General features: G+C 71.7%; 1 pseudogene. It reads right to left on the bottom strand.

The window, feature by feature from the left end:
• Positions 1-89: 89 nt before the first annotated feature.
• Positions 90-2,915: pseudogene (locus FUT87_RS28820) on the bottom strand (hypothetical protein); the annotation flags it as partial.

The following is a 2,915-nucleotide window of genomic DNA, read 5'->3' as shown; positions in this document are numbered from 1 at the left end:
GATCAGGCCCACCAGGTTGCCGTGATCGACGGTCGCGCTCGAGCGGGCGGCCAGGTCCAGCTCGACGATGCCCAGCTCCGACAGCGACTTCAACTCGCCCGCGTCGGTCTTGCCGTTGCCATTGGCGTCGGCCCAGATCCGCAGCTGCGAGAAGGCGGCGTCCTGCGCATTGAGGACGTGATCCGCGTTGCGTCGAGCGCCTGCATCGCCTCGTAGCCGTTGGCCGCGCGATGGCCGTTGGCCAGCACGGTGCCGCTGCCGAAGAGCTCGCCGCCGGAGTCGATCTGGCCGTTGCCGTTCAGGTCGCGGGCCAGCAGCCCGTTGCCCTGCGCCATCCAGCCCCACTGCTGGGCATGGCCGGTGTTGTTCATGTCGAAGCTCACGCCCTGCGCCGCGGACACCGTGCCCAGCCCGTGGCCGTCCAGGTTCAGCAGGATGGGCGTGGCCAGGAACAGCGCGTCGAGCTGCGCGCCGCTCATCGCCTGCAGCGCCTCGGTGCTGAAGGCCAGCACCTGGTCCATGTTCAGCGCGGCCAGGTCGCGGGTCTCGAAGCCGACGATCGCGTCGGTGCCGATCGCATGGATCTGGTCCAGCGTCAGCGCCCGGGCCTGGTCGCGGCTCAGCGCGGCCAGATCCTCGCTGGACATCGCCGCGAAGCCCTCGGACGAGATCGCCGCCACCTGCTGGGAGCTCAGCGCGGCGACCTGGTGGCTGTCCAGCGCCGCGATCGCGTCCGAGTTCATCGCCGCGAGGGCCTCGGTGTGCAGCCCGCGCAGCGTCTGCGTCGACAGCCCGTGGACCTGGTCCGAACCGAGCGAGGCGAAGACCTCGGTCGACAGCGCGTTCAGCGTCGCCGTCCCCAGCGCCCGGAAGGCCGAGGAGCTCAGCGCCGCGTAGTCCTCGGTGCCGAAGCCGGCCAGCTGCGCCGTCGTCATCTCGGCCAACTGCAGGCTGGTCATCGCGTGGACCTGATCGGTGGTGAGGCCGGCGAAGTCGCCGGCGTCCATCACCCGGATCGCGCGGCCGGGCAGCAGGGCCACGTCCTGCGCGTCCAGCGCGGCGATCTGGTCGCTGGTCCAGGCCAGCACCTGCACGTTGGTCAGGCCCAGGATCTGGGCGGTGCCCAGGGCCTGGATCTGCTCGGTGGTCATGGCCGCCGCCTGCTGGTAGCTCAGCGCGCCGACCTGGTCGGGCCGCAGCGCCGCCACCTGGTCAACGCTCAGCAGCGCGATCTGGTCGGAGCCCATCGCCTTGAGCGCCGTCGTGTGCAGCACCGCCAGGTCCTGGGTCTCCAGCGCCGCGAGCTGCGTGGCGTTCAGCCCCGCCAGCTGCGACGAGCGCAGCGCCGCGAACTGCAGCGTCGTCAGCGACGCCAGCGCGGTCGGATCCATCGCCGCGATCTGCAGCGAGTTCAGCGCCGCGATCTGCTTGACCGACAGCGCGCCGATCTGGTCCAGGTCGAGCGAGCCGAACTGGTCGCTGCTCATCCCCAGCAGCGCCTGCGAGCCCAGGCTGGCCAGCTGCGCCGTGCCCAGCCGGTCGATCTGGTCGGCCGTCAGCCCCATCAGCTGCTTGGAGTTCAGCGCCGCGAGCTGGGCGTTGCTCAGCGAGGCGATGCTGTCGCCGTTCATCGCGGCGATCTGGGTCGAGCTCAATCCGGCGAGGGCGCGGGTGGTCAGGCCCACCACGTCCTGGAACTCGAGGTTGGCGATCTGGTCGGTGCCCAGCGCCGCCAGTTGCCGGGACGAGAAGACCGAGAACTGCGCCGAATCCAGGGCGTTCAGGTCGACCTGTTCCAGCGCGGCCATCTGGGTCGTCGTGAGCGCGGCGACCTGGTTGGTGCGCAGCGCCGCGAACTGGTCGGGCACCAGGGCGTTCAGCTGCTCGGTCGTGAAGCCCTGCAGGGCCTGGACGCTCAGGCCGCGCACGCCGTCGGTGGACAGCGCGTCGATCTGGGCGGGCGTCAGCGCCGCGACCTGGCCGGTGCCCAGCAGCGCGGTCTGCGCGCTGCCGAAGGCGCCGACCTGCTCGCGGCTCAGCAGATGGATCTGCTCGGTGCTCAGCGCGCTCAGGTAGATCGGCTTGACGGCGGCCAGCAGCGCCGGATCGAGCGCGCCGATCTCGTCGGTCGAGATCGCCGCCAACTGGAAGGAGGTCAGCGCGGCGAAATGGGTGCCCAGCGCATTGAGGCTGTCATGGTCCAGCGTGCGCACCTGCGCCGTGCTGAGCGCGGCGAGCTGACCGTCGCGCAGCGAGGCCAGGCCGGTCGGGCCGAGCGCGTCGAGCTGGTCGGCGCTCAGGCCACGGATCGCCAGCGTGCTGATGGCCTGCAGCGAGGCCGGGGCCAGCACCTGCAGCTGGGCCGGCGTCAGCGCCGCCACCTGCGCCGCGGTCATCGCGCCGGTCTGCCCAGTGCTGAAGGCGGCCACCAGCGTGACGTCCAGCGCCTGCACCTGCGCGCTGCTGAGCGAGCGGATCACCGTCGCGTTCAGCGCGCCGAAATCCTCCGGCTCCAGCTGCGCCACCTGGTCGGTCGTCAGGCCGCGGAACTGCGCCGAAGTGAGCGTCGCGAACTGCGCGGTGCTCAGCGCGTTCAGGTCGTCCGGGCTCATCGCCGCGAGCTGCGCCGTGCCCAGCGCGCGGATCTGGCCGCTGGTCAGCGCCTGCAGCTGGTCCGAGCTCAGCACGCCGAGCTGGTGGTCGGTCAGCGTCGCGATCACGCGGGTGGACAGCGCCTGGATCGCGCCGGTGCCCAGCGCGGCGAGCTGTTCGTCGCTCAGGTCGCGCAGCTGCGCCGTCGTCAGCGCGCCGGTCTGCGCGCCGCTCAGCACGGCCAGTTGCTCGGAGCTCAGCGAGGCCATCTGCGCCGGCGCAGCCCACGCAGCGTCGCGCTGCTCAGCGCGGCCAGGTCCTCG

Source organism: Mitsuaria sp. TWR114 (genome assembly GCF_007997345.1).
The sequence above is the reverse complement of the archived record's forward strand: the minus strand, read 5'-3'. Positions and strand labels throughout refer to the sequence as shown.